Source organism: Flaviramulus sp. BrNp1-15 (assembly GCF_022259695.1).
Lineage (GTDB): Bacteria > Bacteroidota > Bacteroidia > Flavobacteriales > Flavobacteriaceae > BrNp1-15.
In genome coordinates this window covers 2,545,399-2,569,216 of the sequence record NZ_CP092099.1, presented here as the reverse complement: position 1 = coordinate 2,569,216, position 23,818 = coordinate 2,545,399, and the positions used below count along the sequence as shown (strand labels likewise).

Here is a 23,818-nt window from a genome sequence, read left to right as displayed (position 1 = left end):
GAAATTATTGTATTTTTAGTTGAATACCAACCTTGATCATCATACTAATACGGTATGTTATAAATTTCTAGTGTTTTATAGAAATTATCCAACTAAACGTTCAAAATTATAATAAAAAAACCATGTCCCTAAGTAAAACACAAAATCCAAACAAACGTAGAGATTCTGGTATGTTATCCAGAAATCATTTTTTAAATATAAAACCAAACAAAGGTAAGGAATTGTCTGATGTTAAAATTAAAGAAACAGCATCTAAGTTTCATTACGAGCTTAAATTACCTGGTTATATTAAAGAAGATTTTAATTTTTATATAAATAATAGTAATGATTTAGTTGTTACAACTGATAAAAAGTATGGAAAATCTCAAGAAGATAATGATGGGAAAAGACATTCATACTGTTATCCTTCAGCTTATTTTAAGAGGAGACTACCACTTCCTGAGAATGTTGTAAGAAATAAGATTTCTGTGGATTATAAAAACGAAACTTTAAGTTTTGATTTGTTTAAATCTTCTAATTAAACTCACAAATAATCTAATTAGTCGCTAATAGTTATATCTTATGTCGGGTTTTTAGAATGTATTTTGGGCAGAATTTTTATTCAGCTTTTATCTCCTCAATTACTTTTTCTATTGCATCGTCTCCATCTTTTATATCCGAGAGAAGATATTCGTAAAAATCTTTAGATTTTACAGGATACTCTAGTTCATAATCAGGTGCAATTCCAATTTCTTCATAACTAACTCCATCTAAAGATTCGTAAATCATATTAGATAATCCATATCTCCATCCATTTGGAAGTTTTTTATGTAAAATATCAGAAAAAACACCTTCTGTTGTAGAACCAATAATTTTAGAATTTGGAATTTCTTTACTTCCTAATACTAATAATTCAGCGGCACTTGCTGTTTCATGACTTGTTAGAATAAATAATTTTCCTTTAAAATTATTTTCAGATGGTATTAAACTCATAGTTTGTTTTTCTGTGAACCCTTTTCCCAATCTTACTTTTTTTGTGCAAATATCAGTTTTTTTATTTACAAAATGATTTAGTATTTCTACAGAAACATCATCAAAACCACCACTATTAAATCTCAAATCAATAATACAAGCTTTTGTATTTACTAAAGAGTTCGTAATATAGTCCATTATAAAACGAGTACCATTTGCAACATCATCGTGATAGTTGTTCGCTTGGTTAAGGTTTTTCCACCATTCAGACCAAAATTCCTTAGTAGATAAAGTATCTGAAATATTATAATTCGCCCAACTAATCATATTTGATGTTTGAATATAGGCAATATCTTTATTAACCATTCCCCATTTTAGTTCCCCTTGATTAAAACTTTTTACTTTTTTTAAGTGTTTTTCAATGATTAAGTTTTTTACTTTTTTTTCTAATCCATCAGGAAAATCTTCCTCAGCTTCCTCATCATTATTATTTATTAAATGTTTCTCGTAGTCTTCTTCTAGCTCATCAGGCAAGTCAATAGAAATATGTCCGTCTTTTATTTCATTGAGCATTTTTTCAAAAGTGAGATATAATTCTAAAGGGTTGGTATTGGAATTTACTTGAGGTTCATATTTTTTGTAAATGCTGTTCCAGTCAATATTTCTTTCTTCAAAGTAACAATATTGTTCATTGAAGGTATTCCATAATACTTCAAAATTGTATTTTGGGTCATTTGCTAATTCTTCATTCACTTTTTTTGAAAAATCTTCATTCTGTCTATAAAGTTTGAAAATTTTCACTCCGTCTTTTAATAAAATTGTATCGTTTGATATGGTATGAACACTATAGTAATTAAAAAAATCAGTTGTTGAATTAGTTGATGTTTGTACATTTCCTACTGATGAGGTATGAAAGCTTTTTACAATACTATCACCAATAACTATTGCTTTCCCAAATCCAAGATATTCCCAATTTCCATTTAGACTAATTTTCTCTTTTTCTATGTTTTTCTTTTCATTTTTTTGACAGGAAACAGCCAAAATTGAAGTTAGTAGTATTAAAATTTGAATTCTCATATAGTTTCGGTCTATTAAAAGAGTAACGATGTTACAGCATGTTACACTTTTGTTTAAAAGTTTAGCTACTAAGATATTATATAAATAATTAACCGCCTATTGTAATCATACTCCTGTTATTGTTATGAAATTTAGGTTCTTGTAATTTTTTTAAAGTATCCATACCACCACGAATTTTAAATTTTGCCTGAACTGCTTTTTGAATAATGGGTTCAATAGGTTTTCCATTACGAAGTGTGGTTAATAAATCGGATTCAGTGGAAGAAAATAAACAGTTTTTTAATTGTCCGTTTGCTGTTAAACGTAGCCTGTTGCAAGAATCACAAAACGGATTGGTTACCGAACTAATTATTGCAAAACTGCCTTTATAACCTTTTATTTTATAGTTTTTAGATGTGTCATTTGGAGCATCTTGTAAGCGTTCTATTTCTTCTTTTTGGAAAGAAGTGTTTACATAATTCATTACATCAGCATAAGAAACCATCTTACTCATATCCCATTTATTGCCATCAAAAGGCATAAATTCTATAAACCGAACTGATATGGGTAAATCTTTAGTGAAATTAATAAAATCGATAATTTCATTATCGTTAAAATCTTTCATCAACACCGCATTCACTTTTACTTTAAAACCCTCTTCTACGAGTAACAAAATGTTATTATATACCTTTTCAAATTGATCACGACGCGTAATATGCTTAAACTTTTCTTTATCAAGCGAATCTAAACTCACATTAATTTTTTCAACTCCATTTGCTTTTAAAACATCAATAAACTTATCAATAATTATAGCGTTTGATGTGATGGATAATTCTACAGGAAGTGTTGCTAGTTTCTCTAAAATTACAGGAATATCTTTCCGTATTAATGGTTCGCCACCAGTTAAACGAATTTTAGTTACACCATGTTTTACAAAGCTTTTGGCTATGTCGTATACTTCCTCGTAAGTCATTAAGTGGCTTTTTGGAGACAGCTGAACACCTTCAGCAGGCATACAATATGTGCAACGTAAATTGCAACGTTCAATTAACGAAATGCGCAAATAAGCATGATCTCTACCAAAATTGTCTTGTAATATGTTTTTATTCTCGCTCATGCTTCGCTCAGTTTAATTGTTGAATTGTTCAATTGTGTAATCGCTTAAACGGTTTAAAGATTTCACGAATAAACATTTTAGTCATGTCTTGCACCTTTTAATATTCTAAACACATGTAAAACCGATGGAAAAATAGCATCCATAGATTCTTTTGCACCATTTGTTGATCCTGGTAAAGCGAGAACCAAAGTGTCATTTATAGTTCCTGCAACGCTTCTTGATAACATAGAAAAAGGCGTTCGGTCTTGTCCGTAATTTCTAATAGCCTCTTCAATACCCGGAATGCGTCTATCTAGTAATGGTGTTAAAGCTTCAGGTGTAACATCTCTGTTTGAAAGCCCTGTTCCGCCTGTATAGATGATTAAATCAACTCCTTGTTTTTGATAGTTTTTAGCTTTTTCTTGAATGATATCTTTTTCATCTGGAATGATAATATAATCGGCAATTTTTACTTCACAAGATTCCAGTTTTTCAATAATTGCTTTTCCAGCTTTATCTTCTTTTTGACCTGCAGAAATAGTATCTGAACACACAATAACAGCAGCAGTTAAATCCTTTCTAAAACGATCTCTAAAATCAGATTTCCCACCTTTTTTATTCAATAATTTAATATGATGAATCTCAATGCCTTTATCTATAGGTTTTAGCATATCGTACATGTTTAAAGCTACAACACTAGCACCATGCATCGCTTCAACTTCTACGCCTGTTTTGTAAATGGTTTTTACAGTAAATAAAACGGTGATTTCTAATCCGTTTATTTCATACTCAACACCAGTAAACTCAATAGGCAAGGGATGACAATCTGGTAAAATATCTGGTGTGCGTTTAACCCCTAATAACCCCGCCGCTTTACTCATAGCAAATACATTTCCTTTTGGAACCGTATCATTTTTTATGGCTTCAATAGTTTCTGGTTTGCTAACCTTAACAATAGCTTGTGCTACAGCGATTCTTAATGTGGTACTTTTATGTGTGATGTCAACCATGATTGTTGATTTGTTTATTTGTTTAACTGTTTAATTGTGCTTTTCGTAAAGCATTGAGCTTATTAGATATTTTTTCAATTTCCAATCTTATTATTTGATAATTTTCTTCATTTAAAAAATCTAATTCCTTTGCTATTATAATTTGATTTAATACTTCCATTAATGAACTAAAAGACAACGTTGTAAAATGAGCTTTATCTTTATTAGTATTTCTTGAAGTACCTTCTGCTAGATTAGAAGCTATTGATATAGAAGCTCTTCGTAATTGATTAGTTAATCCATATTTTTCTTCACTTGGAAATTCTTTTGTAATTAGATAAATTAATTTAACTAATTCTTTGGAATCTATCCAAACATTTAATTTTTCAAATGAAAATTGATATGCCATTTTTACGGTTTAACAATTAAACAAATTAACGACTCCACAAAAAACACCTAAGTGTTTTTCTTCCATTGATGAGTTTCGTCTTCAAAAATTTCTTTTCCAAATACTGGAACTTTTGCTTTTATTTCTTCAACTATAAATTCTAAAGCTTTAAACACTACTTTTCGTCTAGGAGATGATACAAAAACGAATAAGCATATTTCTCCTGCTTTTACAGTACCTAAACTGTGGTAAATGTGCATGCAAGTAAGTTCAAATTTCTCAAAAGCTGCTTCTCTAATTTCATGAAATTTGGCATTTGCCATATCTTCATAAGCGGTGTATGCAATAGCTGAAACGGTTTTTCCATCAATAACATCGGCACGAACCTGACCTAAAAAAATATTGTGTGCACCAATACTGGTTTTAGTTTGATGCTTTGCTATAGATTCTCCAATAAATTCTGAAGAAATGGCGCCTTGTTTAAAAACGTTTTTTGGTTTTTTATCTGTCATTAGACATTATTTTATGTTGTTCTTTAATATGATTTATAATATTTGAAGCACCTTCTTTAATGCTAAAACAGTTATCTATATTTAATTTTTTTAATATTGAAACTGCTTTTTTACTTCGAATTCCAGACTGACAGAATAGTGCTACATCTTTTGATTTATCAACCTGATCTATATTGTTTTCTAAAATACTTAACGGAATGTATGTTACTTGTAATTCATTTACTTTTGGGTGTTCATGTGGTTCACGAACATCAATAAACTGGATGTTTTTATTAGATAACATATCTTTAATTGAAACGTCAATAATTTCAACTTCACAGCTATTATTAAGTTGTTTTTTATGAAAGTTATTTATGTCTTTTAAAACTGAATTAATAGCTTCTTCAGACTTATTGATTTTTAAGTTTGTAGTATTTGATGTCAGCGCATTGTAACAAAGTAATTTTCCAGAAAGGGTAGTGCCAATACCCAAAATTATTTTCAATACCTCATTAGCTTGCATGCTACCAATAATTCCGGGTAAAACTCCTAAAACACCAATGTCTGAACAATTAGGAACAGTATCTTTTTGTGGCGGATTTGGAAATAGGCATCTATAGCTTGGTCCGTTGTTGTAGTTAAACACAGAAACTTGTCCTTCAAACTTATAAATAGCTCCAAAAACAAGAGATTTGTTTGTAATTACGGACGCATCATTTACTAAATAACGGGTTTCAAAATTATCTGAACCATCAACAATAATATCGTATGCTTTAAAAAGTTTAAGAGCATTTTGATAGGTTAATTTTTCCGCGTAAGCGATAATAGAAATACTATCGTTTAAATCTTCTAAACGTTTTTTTGCTGCAATCGCTTTGTTTTCACCTAATGAAGAAGTTCCAAATAATACCTGTCGTTGTAAATTGGATAGTTCAACCACATCAAAATCTATAATACCAAGAGTTCCAACTCCAGCAGCAGCAAGATATTGTAAAACAGGGCAACCCAAACCACCTGCACCAATAACTAATACTTTGGCTTTGGAAATTTTATCTTGACCTTTTTGACCAATTTCTGAAAGAATAATATGTCTGTTGTATCTGCTCATGTTTTTATCCACCTGCAAACGGTGGTAATAATGCGATTTCGTGTCCTGTTATTTTTGTGTTTTCATCAACCAATTCTTGATTTTGAGCTACTTTAAAATCTTTAGTTTTTAAGGTGTTGTATTTTCTGTTAAGCGTCTCTAAAAGCTCATAAATATAAGTTCCTGAAAAGGCAATAGATTCTTCTTCTTGACCCGTAACTTCTGTTATTTGACCAAAATATTTAATGGTTATGTACATTTTCAATTTGTTTTAATTCTTCTTTTGTATTGATGTTTTTTGTGTAAATATCATCTTCTAAATCTAATGATATGTTTTTCACATGGCAATTGTTTACCACAATACGAAGACGTCTTTCTCCAGATTCTAATAGTTTATAAAAAGTATCCTTACATTGCTTTTTATATAAAGCGATAAGCGGCATAGTTTTACCATTACTTTCAATTTGTATAACGTCTGATGAGCTGTCAATTCCTTTTATTAATGTTTGCAAAAGCTTAGAATTAATCAAGGGAATGTCGCAGCTTAGAACTAAATTGTATTCGGTTTTCGAAGCTTCTAACCCAGAATAAATTCCAGAAACTGGACCAGCATGTTTTACAATATCGTTAACCCGTTTATAACCAAAAGCATCATAATCTGAATTATCTGAAACAATAATTATATCTGAAACCAAAGGTTGTAAAGCCTCAATACTATACTGAACAAAATGCTTTTTGTTCAACTTTAAAAAACCTTTATCGGTTCCCATGCGAGAGCTTTTACCTCCCGCTAAAATAATTCCTGTTATGTCTTTTTTATCAATCATTTAAGTGAAAAATAATTTAAAACAAGCTATTATTAATACAAAAGCTAATATGTATCGTAAATTCTGATTATTTATTTTTTTACTACCGTAATAACCACCTAGAATTCCTCCAATAAGTGCAATGGCGACTAATAAAAATGATTCTTTTTCAATAGTTACACCGCTACTTAATTGTCCGATTAGTCCAGAAGCAGAATTCACCCAAATAAATAAAGCGGAAACTGCAGCGGCTTCTTTCATGTTTCCCCAATGAAACAATAGAATTAAAGGGGTCAAAATAATACCACCACCAATACCTATTAATCCTGAAAAGAAACCAATAATACCACCAACCAATAGTCCTTGCCAGAGTTTAATATCTTTAATGGTGTTGCTTTCTTTTCCAAAAATATTTAACATTTTTAAAATTGCGAACACTAATAAAACAGCTAATATCTTTTTATAAATAGAGGCATCAATATCGATAGTACCACCTAAAAAAGCCAGTGGAATAGATGCTAAGGCGAATGTTAAAAATAATTTTTTATTAAAATAACCACCTTTAAAATAATAGTAAAAAGAAATACCTGCTACAAACAAATTAAGTAATAGAGCAGTGGGTTTCATGATTTCTGGAGCGAACGAAAATAACGCCATGAGAGCTAAATAACCACTAGCACCACCATGACCCACACTAGAATACAAAAAAGAAACTATAGGTAAGATTAATAAAAAAAGATATATGTTTTCGTTTTGTAGCATTTATGTTAAATTATCTAATTAGTCATGTCGAAATGAGGAACGATTGAGACATCACAATCGAAATACAGAATGTATTAAATAATGTGATTTCTCCTTTCGTCGAAATGACTTTTTACTCAATATATTATTATAGTTCATCAATTTTTTCCATTTGCTTATCTAAAAAATCCCAGCAGTTTTTATTAATTTCATCAAAAGCAGTAATTAAAGATTTTCCGTAATCTGTTAATTCTGCACCGCCTCCACCTTTACCACCAATACTATTTATGGTTACTGGTTTTTTTGCAGATTTATTTACAGAGTCTAAAAGTTGCCATGCTTTTTTATAAGACAAGTTTAATGATTTCGCGGCTTTTGAAAGTGAGCCAGTTTCATCGATGGCTTTTAATAATTGCACGCGACCTTCACCTAAAAGCACATGATTTTCAGACTCAATCCATATTCTGCTTTTAATTTTATAGCTCATAATTAAACAGGTAATAGTATGGTTTCAATAGTGTCTCCAATTTTAATATTTGTAATGTCCTCATCTGCGAAAACTAAAGCGTTTGAAAGGGCAAAAGTTTGTAGCATAGATGAATTCTGACCTTCTAATATTTCAACTTGCTCACCTTTATAAATAGCTTTTAAAAATTGTGGTCGGTCTCCTTTTTTTTCAAAGTTTGATATCGATTTTGCTTTAATACGAGGTAATTCATTAACGTTTCTACCCATCATGTTTTGCAATGCGATATATACATAAATATAAAAACAAGTGAGTGCAGCAGCAGGGTTTCCAGGTAATGCAAAAATTAGAGTGTTATCTTTTTTTCCAAAGAAAAGTGGCTTACCGGGTTTTTGTTTCACTTTGTAAAACACTTCTTCTACTTGAAGTTCATTTAAAGCTTTTCCAACAAAATCATAATCACCAACAGAAATTCCACCAGTTACGATAACAAGATCGTTTTCTGTTATAACCGATTTAAGTTTAGATTTAGTTTTCTCGTAATTATCTTCAACTTTATGAATAGTTATATCATAAAATTTTAGACTATATAAAGCATTTTGAAGCATTGTAGCATTGCTTTCGTAGATTTTTCCATAAGTTACCGATTGTCCAGCTTCAATTAACTCGTTTCCTGTGGTTATTAGGGCAATTTGTGGTTTTTTGTATACCGAAACCTCAGTAATTCCTAAAGATGTTAAATAACCAATGGCTGCAGGCGTAAGCTTTGTATTTTTCTTCAGAGCAACATTGCCTTTTTTTACTTGTTCACCCATTGGGCGAATATTGTGTTCAATATTTATTTGATGTTCAATAGTAATAGTATTTCCATCATCTTTAACTTTCTCCTGCATCATGATAGCGTTTGCAGTATCTGGAACAGGTGCGCCAGTAAAAATTCTTATAGCTTCTCCTTTTTTTAACACAGGTTGATTTCCGTCTCCAGCTTTAACTTCTCCAATAAGATTATAAGTTAAATTGTCATGTAAATTCAATGCATATCCATCCATTGCAGATTGTCTAAAAGGTGGCATGTTTATAGGTGAAATCACATCTTCAAACAATAAATAACCACCAGATTTCCCAACTGGCTTTATGGTAGATTTTAAAAGTGGTTTAGATGTGTTTTTTACTAACTGAATAGCTTCATTTATAGAAATCATTTACTTATCGTTATGTCTTAACAAATATAACGATTTTTAAATATTAAAAAGCATGATTCATGTTAGTTATTTTACTTTTTATTTATAAGCAAGAATGGGGTATACGGGTAGAGTAGAAGCTTGTTTTTATGGATGAATTTATTTGAATTGTTTTAAAACTCTAATTTTATTTCTGGTAGAGTATATTTTTTCTTCATCATGTAATTGCTTTAAAATTCTTGTAATAACAACTCGAGATGTGTTTAAATCGTTTGCAATGTCTTGATGCGTTATATCTAGATCTATTGAATTGTTAATTTTAACTTTATCGGTTAAATTTTTTAATACGCGTTCACTCATTTTAAGAAATGCTAAACTATCAATAGATTCTACCATTTCTAATAACCTAAAATGGTAGCTATCGATAATAAAATGACGCCAAGACTTGAATTTAACTAACCAGTCATCTATACTTTCAACTGGTAAAAAAACAGCTTCAATATCTTTCTCAATTATACCTTTAAAAATACTTTTTCTTTTATTAATACAGTTTGCAAATGATATAGCGCAAGATTCACCAGGTTCTAAAAAGTAAAGTACAATTTCTTCTCCATATTTATCTTGTCTAATAATTTTAACGACCCCTTCAATTAGTAACGGAATATAAAACATATCATCTCCAATATCTATTAGAAGGTTGCCATTTTTAATTTTGTCGAAATAAGATACCTTCATTATTTCGTCTATCAGCTCTTCTTCAAATACTTCGGAATAAATACTATGAAATTTTTCTCTAATTACTGATTCTTGAGTCTCCATTTTTAACAATTTAATAGCATTTATACAAAGATAATCAATAAAAATAGAAAACCCTCCAGCTATACACCAGAGGGTTTAACGTTCAAATAACTGAACCTAATTCAAATATAGAAATCACTCATTGAATTAAAACTTAATTTGTACCTGACCTAATAAAGCATCATTATCTACATTGATAACAGTTTCAATATTAGCTAAGTAATTTAATTGGAATCTTACTTTATCGTTAAAGAAATAATTGAAGCCTATAGTCATTCTTTCTTGATATGTACCATCTTCTTTAAGATCTAAATCTGGGTCAAAGAATTCGTATTTAAGTACAGGTTGAAATTTTTCATTTACACTATAAGACGCCATCATATAAGCACCATCTCTTTTTTCTCCTAGAGGAATTGGATCTGCTCCACAACCACCACCAGCACCTAGAAAGTAAGCACCTTCATCATAAATATATTCGGCTTGAACAGCAAGCTTATCTAGTTCTAACAAGAATTCTCCACCAAGTGTTGTACGGTCATCCTCGTTGTTATTTGGTATGGGATAACCAAATCTAAAACTACCTCCAACTGTAAGGAAATTGGTGATTTTATAAGTTGCTCTACCAATTATATCTTTTTTTGTGTTAGTATCTTTTGGATTAGCTCCACCAATACCATTTCCGTTCATAAGAGCAACAGCATAATTAAGTTTGTTGTATTTGTTTCCACCAAAAACTGCTATACCAAAATCTCGTTGTGGAGCTACCAACTGGTCTGCTACAATAGATCTTTCTATAGTTGTTAAACTGTGGCAAGGTGTTGCAACGTCTAAACTGAAAGGTTGTTTATATGAACCTATAGAAATTCTTGCCCAATTGTCTGCATTATAAGTAACAAAAGCATCCATAAGATAAGCATCTCCAGAGCTACCAATAAACGGACTAGTTTCTAGCATAAAATAGTATGAAAAATCTTTATAGAATGTACCTCGGGCACCTATTCTTGCTCGCTTAAACTTAAAGGTGTTTTCCTGATCTCCATCAGTGAAGTTATAATCATATTGGGGTTGTATGTATCCAAATATTTTTACACTTGGAGCGCTAATCGAATCATTTGTTGCAGGATCATCACCTTCACAACCTTGAGAGAATGCTTTATTTACTTGAAAAAGTAATATTAGAGCAAACAATATATATATTTTGTTTTTCATTTTAAATGTTTTTAATGATCAATAATATTGTTGTTTAAGGTGCAAATGGTAAATCTTTAGGATTAGAATCAACTCCCCACTGATTTGTTGACCAAGCTGGATTAGTATTATAAATACCGTTCATACCAAATGTCATGGTATATGCATCATAACCAAGTACTCTTAAACAAGCTGTTATTACAGCCGAGGTTTGACCTGTATAACAATATGTAACTACTTTAGCATTAGCATCAGGATCTAACCCTAAATAAGTATCATCACCAAGAGTTAAAGGAAGAATTCTATATGCTCCAGTAATGTGACCAAAACCTAAATAATCAGTTTCACTAAAATAATTATTGATAAAATATCCACCTGGGTTTGTTAATACATCTGAACCACTAACTGTAGCTGGACCAAAACCAGTAGCAACTATGTCTTCTACTCTTTGTTTAAGAATAGCTTCACCGTTTGATAAATTGGTAGTTATCATTGGATCATCAAAAACTATATTTAATGGTGCAGCATTGTAAGTCCAATTTGCGTGATTATCAGCTTCATCTGCTCCAATTTTATTATCCCAAGAAGTTGATGTTGAGGAACTCCATCCAGACATTCCCCATTTTAATGCTTGTGTATGTTTGTATCCATACATACGCAATAATGCTGTTGCATAACAAGCGGTTTGTCCTGAATAACAAACAACTAATATGGGTTTAGATCCTGCATTAGGGGCTTCAGTTAAAATATTAGCAAAAGGTATATTGTTAGCTCCTTCTATGTGAGATGCATTAAAAGCATCACTAGATCTAATATCAAAAATGTAGTATTTATCTAAAAAGGTTTGAAGGTCTGCTGATGCAGGCGCTCCAACAACGAATTTTTCGTCATCAGAATTTTTGATAATTTTACTGATGTCCAAATCATTTTGCACCATATAATCTTTTAATAGAGTAAACTTTGGAGTAGCAACAACGTTGTCATCTGCCGGATCGTCTCCTCTATCACAAGATGTAAGGAATAATGAAGGAATCAATAATAATCCTATAAAGTATAATGATAATTTTTTCATGACTTAATGTTTTATGTTGTTTGATTTTTTTTATTCTATAACTGGGTACATATTTATTTCTTTCTTGGTAAAAGCTTCTCCGCCTTTTTCTTTTAAAGTCTCATTCATAAAACCATTTTCACCATATGATAAATTGCCTGTGTTATATCCTAATACATTTAGGTACGCAACTACGTACGCAGCTTTTTGCCCTGTGGCTTCATATACCACAATTTTTTGGTCTGCTGGAAGCGTAAGTAAATCTTTATTTAAAGAGGTTTCAGGACTAAAATGTAAAGCACCAGGAATATGGCCATGGCATTTATTTTGATCCCAATAATTCATTATAAAATAATTGCTAGGATTCTCGAAAAGATCTACAGGTTTTACAATAAACTCTCTGTAAGGTTTTGCAAATAGTTCTTGTAGTCTTGCTTTTAAAATGTCTTTGGCTTCTGTTTTTCCAGTGTTTAATACTGGGTGTGTGCCTGTTTCTTTTTTTACACCTTCATTAGTTTCTAATTTTGATGCAAAGTCATTTTTAATGTTTTTATTCCAAGCATTGTCGGCAAAATCTTCTCTCCATGAACTCATTCCCCATTTCATGCTATAAACATTTGAGTAACCTGCCAATCTTAATAAACTTGCGTAGTATGCAGCAGATTGACCAGAATAGCATATAAGAACTATTTTATCAAAGTCTGTAGCATTAATTTTAGTATCAAAATAATTAAGTAAGTCTTCGGCTTTTATGTTTTGGGCACTTTTTATATGCCCATATTCGAACCATGAATCGTTTCTAATATCAATAAGATGAAGTTTAGGATCTTTTAAATTTTTCTTTACTTCATCTGCGCTTATTATTGGTAATTCACCGTTAATAAAGTTATTATTGGCTTCTAAATAATTTACTAACGTTTCAAATTCATTTGGAGGATTAGTTATAGAATTAGATGTTTTTGTAAAACTGCTAAATAAAGTTATTATAGCAATAAGTAATACAATTCCAAAAAGTGATAGTTTTTTCATGACATAATAATTTAGTTTCCAATATTATTGGGATTATTTATGTTGAAATTATATCAGAATAGTTGCTATTTATATGACTTTTGTCAACTTTTTGTAATACATAATCGGTAAATTCTGTAACATTTGTTACATTTTAAAATACTAATAATCAGATATTTATGTTGTTTTTTAAATTTTTTGAAAAAACTGATTTTTAGTGTGCTAATTTTTATTATTAAAAATGTTTTTTTAGAGCGTTAGTTTGTATATGATATGAAGTTTTTTATGAATAAAAAAGAGCTGTTTTTAATGAAAAAACAGCTCTTTTAATCTTAAAATAATAAAAACTAACAACCTCCTTCAGGAGCCTTTTTCTTCTTTTTTTGAAGGATGATTGTTTTTTTAACAGGCTTTTTAATCGGTTGTATTTTAGGAGTAGCTTTAGCTTTTTTTACAGACTCATCAATAAATGCTTTAATATTGTTTTCAGATTTTTCAATATTGTAGTTTTTTGTGATAAACTTATTTTGTAGATAACTAGTTTCAATAGCTAATAATTTAATGTTATCATACCCTAATTGATACAAAATTAAAAATGCGGGATTGACCTCTTCTAGGTTTTTTCCATACAAAAGAGCTGTTTTATTAGCTTCTTTTAAGTCTTTAAAAATGGATAAATTTTCTTCATTTAAAATATCTGAAGTTGCTATGTTTATGGCGTTTTCCATATGCCCTTTATCAAACTCATATTGAGTTCTTATGTCGATTAACTGAAAATCTGGATTGTTACTATTTTCTAATGAAACAAAGAAATTTTCACTTGTTAACTTTTCTAGTGTAGGTTTAGTATTTATAGTAAATGTGTTTTTTGGTCTTTTATAAGTTAAAAGCCCTATAACAACTGCAAGAATAAAAAGCGTTGAAGCTATTGATATACGTTTAGTTTTTTCTAATTCTTTCATAAAGCATTCTTATAAAGTTAACAACCACCTTCTGGCGCTTTCTTTTTCTTTTTAACTGTTATTATTTTCTTTGGAACAGCTTTTTTGACAGGCTCTGGAGTTTTAATTTCAACTTGTTCTGGATAAACAACTCCAAAATACATGCTAGAAGCTTTTCGGGTTGAATATAAATCTAATGCATCCTTTGGCATGTCTTCAGTTGGTTTTTGAGGATTTATTATGGTGTTAAACCACTTGTTTATACCACCTTTTAAAACATGTAAATTTTTGTATCCTAATCTATTGCAAAGTATCCACGCTTGATCTGAATAAAAATTATCATTTGAAAAAAACACAACATCAAATTGATTTTGATTAATATACATTGTGGCGTCGTTATCTAATATTTTTTTTAGAGGAATATTTATAGCATTTGGTAGTGTGTATTCTTTAAAACTATTTTCATCTCTTACATCAATTAATATAAATGAAGGATCTTGATTAATTATTTTATGAGCAATATCATCGGTTGAAATGTAGCGTTCAGGACTTATTGTTTTACTTAGTAATTCTTCGGGACTAATGCCTTCATGTTTTTCGTATTTAGGTAATAAAACTAAACCTCCTGCTAAAACAATTAATACTGCTGCAAGTATTTTATATCTTAAGGATAAAAATTTAACTAATTTTCTATTTACCATATTGTGTAATTTAAATTATTAGTAAAATACTTTTTTTACTCGTTTACGAATCATATCTGAAGCTGCAAACATAATAATAGCAACCACTGTTAATATAAATACAAACCAGTATTTATTTATACCTAAAGAATCTACTAATGTTACGTTACCTTGGAAATAACCGTTATATAATGGCTCAAAAAGGGTATATAATTCTGAAAATATAAATATTCCAACCATAATACCTAGTACATTAACTATTGCATCTATTTTACCAATAGCTACAGCAGATAAACTTGTTCCCGGACAAAATCCACCGGTTACAAACCCTATTCCCATTATAGCGCCTCCAATAATTGCTCCCCATAAATAGGTTGGATGAACATATAAACTACTCATGTCTACATAACCAAGGTAGTCCATATAAAAAAGTCCGATTAAGGAAGTAATTGCGGCAGTAAAAAATACCTTTAAAACAGCAAAATCATAGCCGTAAAATACACCAGCAAGTTTTCTTGAAGAGGAGAAACCTGATGCCTCTAAAATAAACCCGAAGAATATTCCAATAACAATAGCTATAATACTACTCCACTCAAAAGGTATAAATCCGTTTGGAATTAATGGTCCCATAATTTTTAAATTTTTAATTTATTAAATCCAATTTTTTCTAAAAAAATAAGCAAACAAGTAACCACTTCCAAAAATGGCCAACATGGTTATAAATCCACCTGTTGATAATACTGCCATACCGCTCAAAGCAGCTCCACTTGTACATCCTCTTGCAATTTGAGCACCTAACCCAAATAATATACCACCACTAAATGCAAATATTAAACGTCGTCTTCGTGTAATTTTAGGGGAATGTTGTACTCTCCAACCAATTCTACCAGCTAAACCACCAGAAATGAAAGCGCCAATAAGTACTCCTAATGTTTCAAAAACTATCCAATTATTCATTGGGTTTTTATCGCCATCAACAAATTTACTGTAGTATGCACTTTGTTTTGCATGCTCATGAGAAACGTCATCTACTATTGTGACAACACTACTTTTCATGGCCCCACTTGCACCTAAACCTCTACCTGTTATGTAGAAGGTGAAAATTATTAATAACCCAAGCAGGAATCCTCCAAAATAAGGATTCCAATATATGTGTCTGTTTTGTTCTTTGTCTTTCATAATATATGTTTAATAGAGGTATCGTGTAATTTGACCAGCTTCAACCATTACAAACCTAAAAATTAGGCCACCAATTAAAATTAATATGGCAGGAACAGCAACAGGAATTTTATATCCTTTTATCTCTAATGCTTCAAGAATACCAGGAACAATTAATCCGAGTATAACTACAAAGCCGAAAAACATCAAGGTAAATTCGCCGCCAATTAATAAATTCATGGCATCTAATTGTACTTCAGAACCGGCGTACATTCCCATAATCATGTGAACAATTAGGCCTAACTCAATAATTATAAGCGCTAAATCTATTTTACTGAAGAGGTGTCTTTCTTTTGCGCTTTTTGCTAATAATATGATTGTTGCAGCTCCAGTTGATAACCCTGAAGTTAAAAATAAAGGTCCTAAAATAGCATTGTTCCATAAAGGTCTTGCGTTAAATGCTGATAATAGAATTCCTGTATAAACACCTAAAATAATTGATAAAGGCACTAATGCATATGCCATATTTTTTCTGTTTTTCTTTAGAAATTGTTCGAATTTCTTTAGAAAATCAAATTTCAAATTCCATTTTGGGAACAATTCAGAATAATAGCTAAACACCCATAAAAATGATAAAGGAGTCGTTACTAATAATACCCAAGCTCCCCAAGACATTGGTGATTCTAAACGTATAGTGGTGTACAATTGCCAAGTGTATAAAGGATGTGTTAAATCGTAAACTAATGCCATTAACCCTAATGATAAAGCTACAGGAGGCAACATAGATGCGTACTTAACAGTTGTAGGATAGTCTTTATCTTTACCCAGAATGGTAACTACAGCAGCAAATAATAATAAGCCAGCTGCTAAACCACCTAAAAACAGATAAACGGAAATTGGCCAATGCCAAATTTCTAATGAAGGATCTATATTAGGGATGTTTCTTCCACTTGTAAATAATTCTTCTTGCATAATAATTATAAATTAAATTAAATAGAATACATGTGGTTTGGTTCCTGCTTCTGGAGCCAATGTTTTATGCTTTCTGTTTTTTAATAATTGAAAAACCTCGCTATTAGGGTTATCTAAATCTCCAAAATACATGCACTTTGTTGGGCAAACCGATACACATGCTGGAAGTTGTCCTTTTTCTAATCTGTGATGACAAAATGTGCATTTATCTACATAACCATCTGGATGTTGATAACGCGCATCATAAGGACACGATTCTATACATGCACCACAACCTATACATTCGTCTCCTGTTACTAATACAATACCACCTTCTACAATATGGCTAGCACCTGTAGGACAGCATCTAACACATGGTGCATTATCGCAATGGTTACATCTATCAGATCTTAATTCTAGCTCTACACTTGGGTATGAGCCGCTAACAGCTTCAGTTATCCAGTCCCTACAATACCCATGAGGTACGTTGTTTTCTGTTTGACAAGCCACAACACAATCGCTACATCCAACACACTTTAATGTGTCTATTACCATTGCATATCTCATAGTTCTGAATTTTTATGTGGATTTTCAGTTAAAATTGATACAAAGTTGCCCCTTAAACCTGTTCCACCCATAAGAGGATCTACAACAGTTTTAGAAATTAATTCGGTATCGCTTATACCTTTACCAAAGGCTCTAGATAATTTTTTATTATTATGTCCAAAACCATGATACAGGTAAACGGAGTCCCAGCGTATTCTTTCTGTTATTCTTACTTTAATAGAGAAGGTTGAAACAATATCATCTTGGTTTTTTAACCAAACTTCTTGATGTTTTTTCAATCCTAAAATGCGGGCTACTTTTGGGTTAACCCAAAGCATATTTTCACTTTTTAGATCACTTAAATTCGGATTGTTTATAGTTCTACTAAAGGTATGCATTGGCGACCTGCCATAATTTAATCTATAAAACCCTTGAGGAGGTTGAGGATGTGCAGTGTATACAGGTATTGGTGCAAAACCTTTATTGGCTAGTTGCTGAGAGTAGAATTCTATTTTGCCACTAGGTGTATAAAATTCATAATCCTGACCTTCTTTTAAGAACAGAGGACCAGATTTTCTATCAAAATGTTTAACACCAATCTTTTTCATTTCATCTAAAGATGTTCCCAGTTTATTAAGTTGCCATTCAATAACTTCTTCAAAATCGTTATAATTAAAGTAATCACCTAAACCAATGCGCTTTCCAATTTGTTGACTTATCCACCATGCGGGTTTAGAATCGTATTTAGGTTTCACAGCCGGAACTCTTACAGCTATTGAAGGTGTTCTGTTTGTTGCAGAACGAATGCCATCATAACGTTCTAGATAAGTACATTCTGGTAAAACAACATCTGCATAACCAGTAATTTCCATTGGCATGGTATCAATAACCACTAAAAAGTCAACTGCATTTATAGCTTCAATAGTTTTTTCTCTTTGAGGTAATGTGTTAATTAAATTGGTGCCTGCAACCATCCACGCTTTAATGGGGTGTTTGTTATCTTCATTTGGTATAGTTGCTTTAATTATTTCTGAAGTGATACCCATTTCTGCAAATGGATATTGTTCGCCTAAATCATGCCATCCCCATTTTGGTTTAGGATAGTCTGGATGAGGATATTTTGGAATGCTAATTTTTTCTTTGAAATAAAAACCACCTCTATTACCCCAAGAACCTAATAAGCCATTTAACATAGCAATTGCTCTAGATCTTTGTGAATCATCTCCATACCAAGTAACATGACGACCTGGATGCACAATAACCGATGGGGCTGCAGCAGCCATTATACGTGCTGTTTTTCTAATTTCTTCTGGTTTAATGGTTGTAATACCATAAGCCCATTCTGGTGTAAATGTTTTAACGTGTGCTTTTAATTCGTTGAATCCTTTAGTATATTTTTCAACATATTTTTTATTGTATAAGTCTTCTTCAATTAAAACATGCATCCATGAAAGAAGTAAGGCAATATCGGTAGCAGGTTTTATAGGTAACCAATGTTTAGATTTACTTGCTGCGGTAGAGAACCTAGGATCTACAGTAATTATAGTAGCACCATTATCAATGGCGTCAGACATTTCTTGAACTTGAGAGTTGTGCATGTTTTCACCTAAATGAGAGCCAATAAGCACTAAGCATTTAGTGTCTCTAATATCTGTAGGTTCAGGTGAACCAACCCAAGACCCAAAGGTTAAACCAAAACCAGTTTCTCTTGGGCCTCTACATTGTGCATATGCAGGTTCTGCTATTGTATCAGATCCATATGCTTTAAATAAATGCTCTAAATGGCTTCCGGGAGAGCCGTGTTTAAGTAAAGCAAACGACTCAGGACCATATTCTTCCTTTATATCTTTAAATTTAGAAGCAATTAAATCAAGAGCTTCATCCCAACTAGCTTCTCTATAGGTTTGTTCACCATTAACAGTTGTTCTTATTAAAGGTGTTTTTAGTCTGTCTTCATCACTATACATACCAACACCACCTGTTCCTCTGGGACAAAGGCGTCCGTTACAATGTGGATCATCATCATTTCCTATAATTTTTTTTATGTTATTGTTTTCATCTGTATATGCCCAAGCGGCACATTTCCAAAAACATACTTCGCAATAAGTTGCAGATCGATACAACTTTTTTGAAACATTTTCTTTTATAGCAGCATCTAATAATGGATTGGTTTTAAAGAGACCAAATGCAGCTGAGGTTGTTGCTAAACCTCCTAAACCTAAGGCAGAAATTTTTATGAATTTTCGTCTTGAAGTAACCATATATTTCATTAATTTTCTGATGTAAATATATTTGTAATTATCTTTTGAAATCATGATAAATATCATGAAATCAGCACTTTATATGTAACAATTGTTACATAGGCTTTTGTTCTTTTAATAAAAAAAGATATTTTAAAATGTTGTAAATTTGGGTAACTGCTTGATTATGAAAAACAAAACATTTTCGGTCTGGATTTTTGCAATAGCTGTTTTATTTTTTGGACTACTTTTTTTAATGAGAAATAAAAATTATTTTTTTTCTCCAGACCTAGAAAATGTTGAATATTCAAAACATGAAGTAACCATAAAGGAATCTTGTTTACAATGTCATCAAAACACTAAAGGGTATTCAAATTATCATAATCCAGAACTTATTGGTTGTGCGAGCTGCCATTTAGGAAATACAAAATCTTTAAATAAAGAAGAGGCTCACAAAGGGATGGTATTAATTCCTGGTAATTTATCTGATGCTAAAGAAACCTGTGGAAAATGTCATGCCAGTGAGTTGCACAAAATAGAAAACTCATTAATGACTACAAACAGTGGTATTGTAGCAGTAGATAAATTTATTTTTGGAGAGGCAGATAGTTTAAATTACCATTACCATATTAAGGATATACAATATTCAGCTTCTGATAAGCATTTAAGAGATTTATGTGCCAATTGCCACTTAGGAGCCGAAAAAACCTCTTATGGGGAAATAAATCAATTAAGTAGAGGTGGAGGCTGTAATGCTTGTCATTTAAATTATTCTGAAAATGCTAAAAAGGATTTAGAAAATTACTTAGCTTCAAACAAAATAGAACTACCTAAATTTCATCCTTCTTCAGATATCTTTGTTAATGATACCCACTGTTTTGGTTGCCATAGTCGATCCAGTAGAATTTCTACAAATTATATGGGTTTACAAGAAACCTTGTTACATAAAAATGATGTAATAAATAAAGAGGATTATACGGTTTTAGAAGATGAACGGGTTTATAAAAATTTAGAAGAAGATGTGCATCATACAAAAGGATTGTTATGTATAGATTGTCATTCATCACATGAAGTTATGGGCAATGGAATACGTTATGATCATGCAGAAGACGCTGTTACTCTGCAGTGTAGCGATTGCCATTTTAAGGACAAACCAAATACCATTTCGTATTATGATTTAGATGCAGAAAGTAGTTTGGTATTTCTTCATAGAGATTATAAACATACAGATAAACAAATCATTATAGCTGAAAAAGATGGTCATCCATTAGTTAACACATACGTAGACACAACAGGAAATGCATTTTTGATAGGTAAAAATGACGGTAGTTTACATCCATTAAAACCTCAATCAACTATTTGTTCCAGAGATCATGCACATAAAAATGTGAGTTGTAGTGCGTGTCATTCTTCTTGGACATCGAAATGTATTGGCTGTCATAATAAATTTGATGACAAAGAACGTAGCGCTTTCGATTTATTAGATAAAAAATACGTAAAAGGACAATGGAATGAGTATGTAGCTGAATTTTCATCATCACAACCGGCTTTAGGTGTTAGAGAGCATGAAGAAGGAAATATTATTGAGCCTGCAATACCAGGTATGATTTTAACTATTGATAAGGGTAGCTATGTGGGTAATCCAGATAAAAATATTTCATTTCATAGGTTGTATGCACCTAATTCTCCACATACTACAACAAAAGCTGTGAGAGATTGTAAATCTTGTCATGCTAATTCTGCTGCTTTAGGCTATGGGAATGGTTCATTGGTTTATAAAATAAATAATAAAAAAGGCAGATGGGTTTTCACTCCAGAATATGAATTAAACACATATGATAACTTACCAGAAGATGCGTGGATACCATTTTTAGAAAAGGTTGACGATACTGTTATTAATTCAACAAGACATGATTTTAGACCCTTTAATGTTGAAGAACAAAAAAAACTACTTTTCGTTGGAGCATGTTTGCAATGTCATAACGATAACTCAAAAGTTATGAGACAAACTTTAGATGTAGGTTTAAAAACTACACTTAAAAACTTAAATGAAGCTTGTGTATTACCAGAATAAAAAGGTTGTTACTTTAAATTTATAATACTTTAAACTATTTGCCTAACCAAAAAGTTAACTTCACTCATTTAAAGTGTTAGTTGGCTAAGTGTGTTTGGTTTTTCCTCTATACAGTTTATAGTTTAGTGATATAAAAAAATAAATATCATGAAACAATTCAATCTTACAATCGGCAAACCTTGCTCAGAAAAATTCAATCAATTTACACAAACAAACTCCGGAGGGTTTTGTAATTCGTGTCAAAAAGAAGTCATGGATTTTAGAAACATGAGCGATGAAAAATTAGTAGAATACTTTAAAAACAATCAAGCTAATACTTGTGGATATTTTAAAACAAATCAATTAAAGGAGTATTCTAATTTGAACGACAACAGAAACGAAGCCAAATTCAAATATTTAAGAATTATTGGATTTGCATTATTTTCTGCTTTATCGCTCCATAATATACAAGCTCAAGAAAAGCAACCTGCAACAGAAATTATTGAGCAAACTAAAGAAGCGAAAAGTAATCAAGTAAAAAACAATGACAAACAAAAAGGACTTTTAGCCGGAGTTGTTTCAGATGAAACTGGTCCGCTACCTGGAGCAAATATCATTTTAAAAGGCACTACAATTGGCACGAGTACAAATTTTGATGGCGAGTTTGTTTTTCCAAAAAAATTAGAAAAAGGCGATATTTTAATATTTAGTTTTTTGGGTTATGAAACTCAAACCATAGAAATTAAAGAGAATCAAAACATTTTGAATGTAAATATGGGAGGCGATGATTCTTTTGTGTTAATGGGAGAAGTTGAAGTTAATGAGGTATACAAGTCTAAACGTACACTGTGGCAAAAAATAAAAGATATATTTTAAATGAAACAATTTTTACAAATACTCTTTTTGTTAATCTGTTTCTCTGTTAATGCACAAAAATCAGATTTTAGACATATTAATTTTAAAAAGGCTGATAGTATAGCGAATGCATTAAAAGATCACAGATTAAATAATTTACCATTGCTTGCCCACAAGCTTACCAATAGCTTGAATACCCAAGTTGAAAAATTTAGAGCTATTCATACTTGGGTGTGTTCAAACATTGAAAGCGACCATAGTTTTGGTGTAAAAACAATTAGAAAGCGCAAAAAGTATAAGAACGATGCCATAGCATTTTCAAAATGGAATGCTGAAGTTCAAGATGTGTTCTTTAAAAGGTTGCTAAAGGATAAAAAAACCATTTGTTCGGGTTATGCTTATGTAATTAAAGAACTCTCTAATTTGGCTGATATAGAATGCGAAATAGTTGATGGATATAGCAGAACAGTAAATACAAATGTTACTAAAATTGATATTCCAAATCATTCATGGAACGCAGTACATTTAAGTAACAAATGGTATTTGGTTGATGCCACATTAGCTAGTGGAGTTTTCTTTATTAATCAAAATAAATTTATTAAAGACTATAATGATGGTTATTTTCTGGCCGAACCAGAGTTGTTTGCTAAAAATCATTATCCTTTAGATGAAAAATGGCTTCTGTTAGAGCGTAAACCCGATTTAAATCAATTTGTTAAAGCGCCTTTGGTTTATGGAAAGACATATAAGTATGAAGTCGTTCCTATTATGCCTAAAAACCTAATAACCAAAGTTGTTTTAGATGATGAAGTTCTTTTTAGTCTTAAGATATCTGATGAAAGTAAAATTGATTCAATAAGTCTAGTATTAAATAGTGGTTTAAAGTATGATAAGGTTGAAGCGTCTTCTTTAAATTTCAAAGAAGGTTTTCTAAAATTTAATTACCGCTTTACCAAAAAAGGACATTATGATGTTCATATAAAAACGAATGAAGATGTTTTGGTTTCATATACTGTAGAGGTAGAGAAGCCTAAAAAAGGTGTTCTTGTAGCTATTAATAAATAAGGTTATATAAGTCTTTATTGTATTGAGCAAAA

The 23,818-nt window shown here is 31.1% G+C and carries 26 protein-coding genes; 4 read left to right on the top strand and 22 right to left on the bottom strand.

All coding sequences use genetic code 11. The features are described from left to right. The first annotated feature begins 122 nt into the window (after nucleotides 1-122). A complete protein-coding gene (locus MBM09_RS11290; protein ID WP_238673833.1) occupies nucleotides 123-521 on the top strand; it encodes an Hsp20/alpha crystallin family protein in 399 nt (132 codons plus the stop codon). 76 nt (nucleotides 522-597) lie between these two features. Here the strand turns inward: MBM09_RS11290 and MBM09_RS11285 are convergent, their stop codons facing one another. The 22 genes from MBM09_RS11285 to MBM09_RS11180 form a co-directional block, all read right to left on the bottom strand. Then, a complete protein-coding gene (locus tag MBM09_RS11285; protein WP_238673832.1) occupies nucleotides 598-2,028 on the bottom strand; it encodes a S41 family peptidase in 1,431 nt (476 codons plus the stop codon). 88 nt (nucleotides 2,029-2,116) lie between these two features. After that, on the bottom strand, nucleotides 2,117-3,124 hold the full coding sequence (gene moaA / locus MBM09_RS11280; protein ID WP_238673831.1) for a GTP 3',8-cyclase MoaA: 1,008 nt from the start codon (nucleotides 3,122-3,124) through the stop codon (nucleotides 2,117-2,119). Between the two features lie 77 nt (nucleotides 3,125-3,201). Further along, a complete protein-coding gene (gene moaCB, locus MBM09_RS11275) occupies nucleotides 3,202-4,113 on the bottom strand; it encodes a bifunctional molybdenum cofactor biosynthesis protein MoaC/MoaB (protein ID WP_238673830.1) in 912 nt (303 codons plus the stop codon). Between the two features lie 22 nt (nucleotides 4,114-4,135). Further along, nucleotides 4,136-4,501: a four helix bundle protein gene (locus MBM09_RS11270; RefSeq protein ID WP_238673829.1), complete on the bottom strand. Its 366-nt coding sequence runs from the start codon at nucleotides 4,499-4,501 to the stop codon at nucleotides 4,136-4,138. 47 nt (nucleotides 4,502-4,548) lie between these two features. Beyond that, nucleotides 4,549-4,992, bottom strand: coding sequence for a molybdenum cofactor biosynthesis protein MoaE (locus MBM09_RS11265; RefSeq protein WP_238673828.1), 444 nt, complete (start codon nucleotides 4,990-4,992; stop codon nucleotides 4,549-4,551). Continuing rightward, nucleotides 4,982-6,079 (bottom strand): HesA/MoeB/ThiF family protein, encoded by a 1,098-nt coding sequence (gene moeB, locus MBM09_RS11260; protein WP_238673827.1) that lies wholly within the window; start codon nucleotides 6,077-6,079, stop codon nucleotides 4,982-4,984. Before moeB ends, MBM09_RS11265 begins: the two co-directional genes overlap by 11 nt. Nucleotides 6,080-6,083: 4 nt before the next feature. Continuing rightward, nucleotides 6,084-6,317, bottom strand: coding sequence for a MoaD/ThiS family protein (locus MBM09_RS11255; protein ID WP_238673826.1), 234 nt, complete (start codon nucleotides 6,315-6,317; stop codon nucleotides 6,084-6,086). Then, on the bottom strand, nucleotides 6,301-6,885 hold the full coding sequence (locus MBM09_RS11250) for a molybdenum cofactor guanylyltransferase (RefSeq protein WP_238673825.1): 585 nt from the start codon (nucleotides 6,883-6,885) through the stop codon (nucleotides 6,301-6,303). The genes MBM09_RS11255 and MBM09_RS11250 overlap by 17 nt, the downstream gene beginning before the upstream one ends. Then, a complete protein-coding gene (locus MBM09_RS11245; protein ID WP_238673824.1) occupies nucleotides 6,886-7,626 on the bottom strand; it encodes a sulfite exporter TauE/SafE family protein in 741 nt (246 codons plus the stop codon). It lies immediately after the preceding gene. Nucleotides 7,627-7,753: 127 nt separating this feature from the next. After that, nucleotides 7,754-8,092, bottom strand: a complete 339-nt coding sequence (locus MBM09_RS11240) for a winged helix-turn-helix domain-containing protein (protein ID WP_238673823.1) — start codon at nucleotides 8,090-8,092, stop codon at nucleotides 7,754-7,756. Nucleotides 8,093-8,094: 2 nt separating this feature from the next. Beyond that, complete coding sequence (locus MBM09_RS11235; protein WP_238673822.1) at nucleotides 8,095-9,273, bottom strand: molybdopterin molybdotransferase MoeA; 1,179 nt, start codon at nucleotides 9,271-9,273, stop codon at nucleotides 8,095-8,097. A 138-nt stretch (nucleotides 9,274-9,411) separates the two neighbouring features. Beyond that, the gene (locus tag MBM09_RS11230; protein ID WP_238673821.1) at nucleotides 9,412-10,071 is read right to left on the bottom strand and encodes a Crp/Fnr family transcriptional regulator; all 660 of its coding nucleotides are present in this window, start codon (nucleotides 10,069-10,071) and stop codon (nucleotides 9,412-9,414) included. A gap of 126 nt (nucleotides 10,072-10,197) precedes the next feature. Then, a complete protein-coding gene (locus MBM09_RS11225; RefSeq protein ID WP_238673820.1) occupies nucleotides 10,198-11,259 on the bottom strand; it encodes a porin in 1,062 nt (353 codons plus the stop codon). A gap of 34 nt (nucleotides 11,260-11,293) precedes the next feature. Next, complete coding sequence (locus MBM09_RS11220; protein WP_238673819.1) at nucleotides 11,294-12,310, bottom strand: rhodanese-like domain-containing protein; 1,017 nt, start codon at nucleotides 12,308-12,310, stop codon at nucleotides 11,294-11,296. 30 nt (nucleotides 12,311-12,340) lie between these two features. Then, on the bottom strand, nucleotides 12,341-13,318 hold the full coding sequence (locus tag MBM09_RS11215; protein WP_238673818.1) for a rhodanese-like domain-containing protein: 978 nt from the start codon (nucleotides 13,316-13,318) through the stop codon (nucleotides 12,341-12,343). 326 nt (nucleotides 13,319-13,644) lie between these two features. After that, the gene (locus MBM09_RS11210; protein ID WP_238673817.1) at nucleotides 13,645-14,259 is read right to left on the bottom strand and encodes a rhodanese-like domain-containing protein; all 615 of its coding nucleotides are present in this window, start codon (nucleotides 14,257-14,259) and stop codon (nucleotides 13,645-13,647) included. 17 nt (nucleotides 14,260-14,276) lie between these two features. Then, on the bottom strand, nucleotides 14,277-14,939 hold the full coding sequence (locus MBM09_RS11205; protein ID WP_238673816.1) for a rhodanese-like domain-containing protein: 663 nt from the start codon (nucleotides 14,937-14,939) through the stop codon (nucleotides 14,277-14,279). 18 nt (nucleotides 14,940-14,957) lie between these two features. Beyond that, complete coding sequence (locus tag MBM09_RS11200) at nucleotides 14,958-15,548, bottom strand: YeeE/YedE thiosulfate transporter family protein (RefSeq protein WP_238673815.1); 591 nt, start codon at nucleotides 15,546-15,548, stop codon at nucleotides 14,958-14,960. Nucleotides 15,549-15,569: 21 nt separating this feature from the next. Continuing rightward, nucleotides 15,570-16,097, bottom strand: coding sequence for a YeeE/YedE thiosulfate transporter family protein (locus MBM09_RS11195; protein WP_238673814.1), 528 nt, complete (start codon nucleotides 16,095-16,097; stop codon nucleotides 15,570-15,572). 9 nt (nucleotides 16,098-16,106) lie between these two features. Then, the gene (gene nrfD / locus MBM09_RS11190; RefSeq protein WP_238673813.1) at nucleotides 16,107-17,048 is read right to left on the bottom strand and encodes an NrfD/PsrC family molybdoenzyme membrane anchor subunit; all 942 of its coding nucleotides are present in this window, start codon (nucleotides 17,046-17,048) and stop codon (nucleotides 16,107-16,109) included. Nucleotides 17,049-17,060: 12 nt separating this feature from the next. Then, entirely contained in the window at nucleotides 17,061-17,594 is a 534-nt protein-coding gene (locus MBM09_RS11185) for a 4Fe-4S dicluster domain-containing protein (RefSeq protein WP_238673812.1), read from the bottom strand. After that, nucleotides 17,591-19,888: a molybdopterin-dependent oxidoreductase gene (locus tag MBM09_RS11180; RefSeq protein ID WP_238673811.1), complete on the bottom strand. Its 2,298-nt coding sequence runs from the start codon at nucleotides 19,886-19,888 to the stop codon at nucleotides 17,591-17,593. The genes MBM09_RS11185 and MBM09_RS11180 overlap by 4 nt, the downstream gene beginning before the upstream one ends. Before the next feature lie 181 nt (nucleotides 19,889-20,069). Between MBM09_RS11180 and MBM09_RS11175 the strand changes: the two genes are divergently transcribed. The 3 genes from MBM09_RS11175 to MBM09_RS11165 all read left to right on the top strand — a co-directional run bounded on the left by MBM09_RS11175 (nucleotide 20,070) and on the right by MBM09_RS11165 (nucleotide 23,786). Beyond that, the gene (locus MBM09_RS11175; RefSeq protein WP_238673810.1) at nucleotides 20,070-21,887 is read left to right on the top strand and encodes a hypothetical protein; all 1,818 of its coding nucleotides are present in this window, start codon (nucleotides 20,070-20,072) and stop codon (nucleotides 21,885-21,887) included. 147 nt (nucleotides 21,888-22,034) lie between these two features. Next, nucleotides 22,035-22,742: a carboxypeptidase-like regulatory domain-containing protein gene (locus tag MBM09_RS11170; RefSeq protein ID WP_238673809.1), complete on the top strand. Its 708-nt coding sequence runs from the start codon at nucleotides 22,035-22,037 to the stop codon at nucleotides 22,740-22,742. Then, entirely contained in the window at nucleotides 22,743-23,786 is a 1,044-nt protein-coding gene (locus MBM09_RS11165; protein ID WP_238673808.1) for a transglutaminase domain-containing protein, read from the top strand. Nucleotides 23,787-23,818: the final 32 nt, after the last annotated feature.

What these genes read in the sequence shown, in the direction of transcription:
- MBM09_RS11205 (WP_238673816.1), bottom strand. Translation starts at nt 14,939, where the DNA reads ATGGTAAATAGAAAATTAGTTAAATTTTTATCCTTAAGATATAAAATA.
- MBM09_RS11195 (WP_238673814.1), bottom strand. Translation starts at nt 16,097, where the DNA reads ATGAAAGACAAAGAACAAAACAGACACATATATTGGAATCCTTATTTT.
- MBM09_RS11270 (WP_238673829.1), bottom strand. Translation starts at nt 4,501, where the DNA reads ATGGCATATCAATTTTCATTTGAAAAATTAAATGTTTGGATAGATTCC.
- MBM09_RS11215 (WP_238673818.1), bottom strand. Translation starts at nt 13,318, where the DNA reads ATGAAAAAACTATCACTTTTTGGAATTGTATTACTTATTGCTATAATA.
- MBM09_RS11265 (WP_238673828.1), bottom strand. Translation starts at nt 4,992, where the DNA reads ATGACAGATAAAAAACCAAAAAACGTTTTTAAACAAGGCGCCATTTCT.
- MBM09_RS11180 (WP_238673811.1), bottom strand. Translation starts at nt 19,888, where the DNA reads ATGATTTCAAAAGATAATTACAAATATATTTACATCAGAAAATTAATG.
- MBM09_RS11220 (WP_238673819.1), bottom strand. Translation starts at nt 12,310, where the DNA reads ATGAAAAAATTATCATTATACTTTATAGGATTATTATTGATTCCTTCA.
- MBM09_RS11255 (WP_238673826.1), bottom strand. Translation starts at nt 6,317, where the DNA reads ATGTACATAACCATTAAATATTTTGGTCAAATAACAGAAGTTACGGGT.
- MBM09_RS11230 (WP_238673821.1), bottom strand. Translation starts at nt 10,071, where the DNA reads ATGGAGACTCAAGAATCAGTAATTAGAGAAAAATTTCATAGTATTTAT.
- moaCB (WP_238673830.1), bottom strand. Translation starts at nt 4,113, where the DNA reads ATGGTTGACATCACACATAAAAGTACCACATTAAGAATCGCTGTAGCA.
- MBM09_RS11200 (WP_238673815.1), bottom strand. Translation starts at nt 15,548, where the DNA reads ATGGGACCATTAATTCCAAACGGATTTATACCTTTTGAGTGGAGTAGT.
- nrfD (WP_238673813.1), bottom strand. Translation starts at nt 17,048, where the DNA reads ATGCAAGAAGAATTATTTACAAGTGGAAGAAACATCCCTAATATAGAT.
- MBM09_RS11175 (WP_238673810.1), top strand. Translation starts at nt 20,070, where the DNA reads ATGAGAAATAAAAATTATTTTTTTTCTCCAGACCTAGAAAATGTTGAA.
- MBM09_RS11285 (WP_238673832.1), bottom strand. Translation starts at nt 2,028, where the DNA reads ATGAGAATTCAAATTTTAATACTACTAACTTCAATTTTGGCTGTTTCC.
- MBM09_RS11290 (WP_238673833.1), top strand. Translation starts at nt 123, where the DNA reads ATGTCCCTAAGTAAAACACAAAATCCAAACAAACGTAGAGATTCTGGT.
- MBM09_RS11185 (WP_238673812.1), bottom strand. Translation starts at nt 17,594, where the DNA reads ATGAGATATGCAATGGTAATAGACACATTAAAGTGTGTTGGATGTAGC.
- MBM09_RS11240 (WP_238673823.1), bottom strand. Translation starts at nt 8,092, where the DNA reads ATGAGCTATAAAATTAAAAGCAGAATATGGATTGAGTCTGAAAATCAT.
- moeB (WP_238673827.1), bottom strand. Translation starts at nt 6,079, where the DNA reads ATGAGCAGATACAACAGACATATTATTCTTTCAGAAATTGGTCAAAAA.
- moaA (WP_238673831.1), bottom strand. Translation starts at nt 3,124, where the DNA reads ATGAGCGAGAATAAAAACATATTACAAGACAATTTTGGTAGAGATCAT.
- MBM09_RS11225 (WP_238673820.1), bottom strand. Translation starts at nt 11,259, where the DNA reads ATGAAAAACAAAATATATATATTGTTTGCTCTAATATTACTTTTTCAA.
- MBM09_RS11170 (WP_238673809.1), top strand. Translation starts at nt 22,035, where the DNA reads ATGAAACAATTCAATCTTACAATCGGCAAACCTTGCTCAGAAAAATTC.
- MBM09_RS11245 (WP_238673824.1), bottom strand. Translation starts at nt 7,626, where the DNA reads ATGCTACAAAACGAAAACATATATCTTTTTTTATTAATCTTACCTATA.
- MBM09_RS11235 (WP_238673822.1), bottom strand. Translation starts at nt 9,273, where the DNA reads ATGATTTCTATAAATGAAGCTATTCAGTTAGTAAAAAACACATCTAAA.
- MBM09_RS11210 (WP_238673817.1), bottom strand. Translation starts at nt 14,259, where the DNA reads ATGAAAGAATTAGAAAAAACTAAACGTATATCAATAGCTTCAACGCTT.
- MBM09_RS11165 (WP_238673808.1), top strand. Translation starts at nt 22,743, where the DNA reads ATGAAACAATTTTTACAAATACTCTTTTTGTTAATCTGTTTCTCTGTT.
- MBM09_RS11250 (WP_238673825.1), bottom strand. Translation starts at nt 6,885, where the DNA reads ATGATTGATAAAAAAGACATAACAGGAATTATTTTAGCGGGAGGTAAA.